This window comes from Streptomyces kebangsaanensis (genome assembly GCF_001906585.1).
GTDB lineage: Bacteria > Actinomycetota > Actinomycetes > Streptomycetales > Streptomycetaceae > Streptomyces > Streptomyces kebangsaanensis.
This window is the reverse complement of the sequence record NZ_JUJA01000152.1, coordinates 23,675-27,598: the sequence shown is the minus strand read 5'-3', so window position 1 is coordinate 27,598 and position 3,924 is coordinate 23,675. Positions and strand designations below refer to the sequence as shown.

Here is a 3,924-nt window from a genome sequence, read left to right as displayed (position 1 = left end):
CGGTGAGCCGGCCGCCGGGTACGGCGGCGGGCTCCCGGTGCACGGCTTCGTCCGGGGCGCCGAGGGCGCGCCGGTGCCGCAGGCCGCGGTCACGCTGATCTCGCTGGCGGGCCGCCAGCTGGGCCGGTCGGTCGCGCAGGCCGACGGCGCCTACGCGGTGGACGCGCCGGGCGCCGGGTCGTACGTCCTGATCGCCTCCGCCGACGGCTTCCAGCCGCAGGCGTCCACGATCGTGGTGAACGGCGAGCCGGTGGCGTACGACGTCCTGCTCAGCGGCACCAGCGGGCTGAGCGGTGCGGTGCGGGCCGCGGAGAACGGGCTGCCGGTGCGGGACGCGATGGTCGTCGTCACCGATGTGCGCGGCGATCTGCTGGCCACCGGGACCACCGGTGAGCAGGGCGAGTTCTCCTTCGCCGAGCTGGTGCCGGGAGCCGTGACCGTCGCGGTGAACGCCGCCGGGTACCGGCCGCGGGCGCTGCCGGTCGAGGTGGCCGGCACCGGGGTCACCCGGGTCGAGATCGACCTGGACGCCGGCGCCCGGCTCCAGGGCGTGGTCCGCGCCCCGCACGGTCCGCTGGCCGACGCCCGCGTGACGCTGGTCGACGCGGCGGGCAACGTGGTCGGCACGGCCACCACCGGCCCCGACGGGGCGTACGCCTTCACCGACCTGAGCGGCGGCGAGTACACCGTCATCGCGACGGGCTACCCGCCGGTGGCGACGGCCCTGACGGTCACCGGCCCCGGCGTCGACGCCCACGACATCGAACTCGCCCACCCCGGCGAGTAGTTCGAACCCCGGCCCGTGGCGGGACGCTCTCCGAGCGGCGGAGCGTCCGGCCGCGGGCCGGTCACTTGCGACCATTTTGCAATACTTTGCAGGGAGAAAACGGGATGGGACTGACCGCGAGGATCCGTACCCGGGACGGATGGGCCGTGTCGCACGCGGTCGTCACGGTGACCGACACGACCGGCACGCAGGTGCTGCGGGCCGAGGCCGACGCGGAGGGCGCCGTACGGCACACGACCGCGCTGGCGCCCGGGGCGTACACGGTCATCGTCACGGCGGTCGGATACGCCCCCGCCGCCGCCGGCGCGATCGTCACCGCGAGCGGACGGGCCGAGGTCGGCACGGTGACGCTGGCCCGGCAGGGCGGCAACGAGCTGCCGCCGCCGGGGCCGTGGACCATCGACCCCGCGCACTCCTCGGTCGCCGCGATCGCCCAGCACCTGGGGATCTCCAGCGTGCGCGGCCGGTTCACGGACTTCGCCGGCACCGTCGAGATCGCCCCGGACGACGTCACCGGGTCCCGGGTGGAGGCGGTCATCCGCGCCGACTCCATCGACACCGGCAACGGGATGCGCGACGGCCATCTGAGGTCCCCGGACTTCCTGGACGCCGAACGGCACCCGCGGATCACCTACAGCTCCACCCGCCTGACCGCCGCCGGCCCGGACCGCTGGACGGTCCACGGCGAGCTGGGCATGCGCGGCGTGGTCCGTCCGGTCGACCTCGACCTCGCCTACCTCGGCACCGGCGCCGACCCGTGGGGCGGCACCCGCGCCGCCTTCCGCGCGACGGCACAACTGCGCCGCGAGGACTTCGCCATGAACTACAACCAGGTCCTCCAGGCCGGCATCGCCGCCATCGGCACGACCCTGAGGGTGGAGCTGGACATCCAGGCGGTCCGGGGCACGGCGCTCCCGGCGGTGTGACCCGCCGGGCCGCCCCGGCCCGCTCCTCAGGGGGTGCTGTCCGCGTCGACGAGCCGGCGGGCGAGATCCCGCAGCTTGATGTTCTCCCGCTGCGAGGCGCGCACCAGGCTGTCGAAGGCCTCCGCCGCGTCGATGTTCAGCCGTTCCATGAGGATGCCGGTGGCCTGGCCGATCAGGTCCCTGGTGCGCATCGCCTCGGTGAGCTGCTCGCGCACGGTCACCGAGTCCAGGGCGAGGCTGACGTGCGCGGTGAACAGCCGGCCTATGCGCGTCGCGGCGTCGTCGAAGGCGCGCGGCTCGCGGGAGTAGGCGGTGAGCACGGTCAGCCGCCGCTTGTCGGCGCGCAGCCGCAGGGCGAGCGCCGAGCGCAGCCCCAGGCCGGCCAGCGGCTCCCCGCCGTCCTCGGCCTCACTGTCCGTCACGCGCACGACGGGCGCCTGCCACAGGTGCTCCCAGTACGGCGCCCGCCCGTGGTCGCCGCCCGGGCCGTCGGCGGTGCGTACGACCTCGTCGGTCCAGGCGACCGTACGTCGGTGGCGGTCGCGCTCCAGCACGGAGATCCCCGCGTGCTCGGCACCGGGCAGCAGGCGCACGGCGAGTTGGACCGCCGTGCGCATGGTGCTGTGCGGGGTGGCCGCGTCGTGCAGTTGCCGAGCCGCCAACGTCAAGGCCTCGGCCAGCTCGAAGTCCCCCGGAAAACGGGGCGATTCAGAAAAGTCGGACGCAGGCACCACGAACCTCTTCGGCATGCACGGCCATACGGCCATGCGCAGGAGAGCTCCGCAGCACATTCCCGACTGCGAGCACAGGACGGACAGAACTGTATATCGTCCGTGCTCGGGAATTTCCGCCCGGTGGGCGCGCGGGCTCCGGCCTCTTCGAACCGGCGCCCGGGAATGGTGGAATGGACCCGGACGGGTCAGGAAGCGGCCTCCCCGAGACGTACGGCTGTCTGCCTTCTTCCAGGTGAGTACCGTGACCCACTTCACGAGCCCATGCCAGGTCCGCGACCTTCCCGGCCGCGCCCTGCTCGTCCTGCCCCCGGAGATCGACCTGTCCAACGCCTCCGTGCTGCGCGCCCGCGTCCTGTCCTTCGCCGCGGCCCGCGCCGGCCGGCTGGGCGTACTGGTGCTGGACCTCACCCGCACCCGCTTCATGGACTCCCAGGGCGCCCGCCTGGTCGAGGACGTACGGCACCGGCTGCCCCCGCGTGTCCTGCTCCGGGTGGCGGCCCTCCCGGACGGCGTCCCGTACCGCGTCCTGGAGGTCACCGGGGTCCGCCGGGACACACCCGTGTACGAGGACCCGGCCCGGGCCCTGCGCCTCTGAGCGACGCTTCGTCAGCCGCGGGCCACCATCGCCTCGATCCCCGCGACCAGCAGGTCCAGGGCGAAGGCGAAGTCGCGGTCCAGCATCTCCGCGACCGTGTCGCCGCCACGGGCCGCCATGAGGGCCACGGACTCCCGGAACACCTCGGCGGCGTCCGGAGCCCGGGTCGCGGCGCTCAGCGCGTGCCGGAAGTAGTCGTCCGGGACCATTCCCGCGTCGGCGCAGCGGGTGACGAAGTGGCCCTCGATCGTGCCGTAGCCGTACACGAACTGGAAGACCGCGGAGATCGCCCCGGCCAGGCGCTGCTCGGGCAGTCCGGTACGGCGGACGACCCGCTGGATGGTGCCCGAGAAGGCGAGTGAGTTCGGGCCGATGTTGAGGAACGTCCCGGCGAGCGGCGACAGCCAGGGGTGGCGCACCAGCAGCGCCCGGTACTCGGCGGCGAGCCGGCGCAGTTGGTCGCGCCAGTCCGCCTCGGTGTCCGGTCCGGGCAGCCGCAGCTCGCCGAAGGCGGCGTCGAGGGCGAGTTCGAGCAGGTCGTCCTTGGTGTCGACGTACCAGTACAGGGACATCGCCGTCACGTTCAGCTCGGCGGCGAGCCGGCGCATGGAGAACCCCGCCAGCCCCTCCGCGTCCAGCAGCCGCACCGCGGCCCCGGTGATCCGCTCCCGGTCGAGCCCGGACGACGGCTGCCCGCCGCCGCGCCCGCCCCGGCGCACCCTGCCCTCCAGCCAGACGCTGGTCCGCGCCGCGCCCCCGGCCCCCTGGGCTGCCCTCGTCATGGCGCACCTTCCTCGACACTCCGGTCACTGCCCATCCCCGAGTCTGCCCGCTCCGCCCTGCGCAGCAACGCGGCGGCCACCAGCCCGCCGAGCAGTACGG

The 3,924-nt window shown here is 74.2% G+C and carries 5 protein-coding genes; 3 read left to right on the top strand and 2 right to left on the bottom strand.

Annotated features, from left to right (window positions below):
- The coding region (locus tag RH94_RS44500; RefSeq protein ID WP_234426023.1) for an MSCRAMM family protein at window positions 1-787 on the top strand (787 nt) is incomplete at its 5' end.
- Window positions 788-891: 104 nt separating this feature from the next.
- Window positions 892-1,713 (top strand): YceI family protein, encoded by an 822-nt coding sequence (locus RH94_RS24810; RefSeq protein ID WP_073950096.1) that lies wholly within the window; start codon window positions 892-894, stop codon window positions 1,711-1,713.
- Window positions 1,714-1,739: 26 nt separating this feature from the next.
- On the opposite strand, the gene RH94_RS24805 is transcribed toward RH94_RS24810, so the two are convergent.
- Window positions 1,740-2,462 (bottom strand): GAF and ANTAR domain-containing protein, encoded by a 723-nt coding sequence (locus RH94_RS24805; protein ID WP_073950114.1) that lies wholly within the window; start codon window positions 2,460-2,462, stop codon window positions 1,740-1,742.
- Window positions 2,463-2,688: 226 nt separating this feature from the next.
- On the opposite strand from RH94_RS24805, the gene RH94_RS24800 reads away from it, so the two are divergent.
- Window positions 2,689-3,042 carry an STAS domain-containing protein gene (locus RH94_RS24800; protein WP_073950094.1) on the top strand — a complete coding sequence of 118 codons (354 nt, stop codon included), beginning with the start codon at window positions 2,689-2,691 and terminating at the stop codon, window positions 3,040-3,042.
- A gap of 11 nt (window positions 3,043-3,053) precedes the next feature.
- On the opposite strand, the gene RH94_RS24795 is transcribed toward RH94_RS24800, so the two are convergent.
- Complete coding sequence (locus tag RH94_RS24795; protein ID WP_073950092.1) at window positions 3,054-3,824, bottom strand: TetR/AcrR family transcriptional regulator; 771 nt, start codon at window positions 3,822-3,824, stop codon at window positions 3,054-3,056.
- Between the last annotated feature and the right edge of the window lie 100 nt (window positions 3,825-3,924).

What these genes read in the sequence shown, in the direction of transcription:
- RH94_RS24805 (WP_073950114.1), bottom strand. Translation starts at nt 2,462, where the DNA reads ATGCCGAAGAGGTTCGTGGTGCCTGCGTCCGACTTTTCTGAATCGCCC.
- RH94_RS24810 (WP_073950096.1), top strand. Translation starts at nt 892, where the DNA reads ATGGGACTGACCGCGAGGATCCGTACCCGGGACGGATGGGCCGTGTCG.
- RH94_RS24795 (WP_073950092.1), bottom strand. Translation starts at nt 3,824, where the DNA reads ATGACGAGGGCAGCCCAGGGGGCCGGGGGCGCGGCGCGGACCAGCGTC.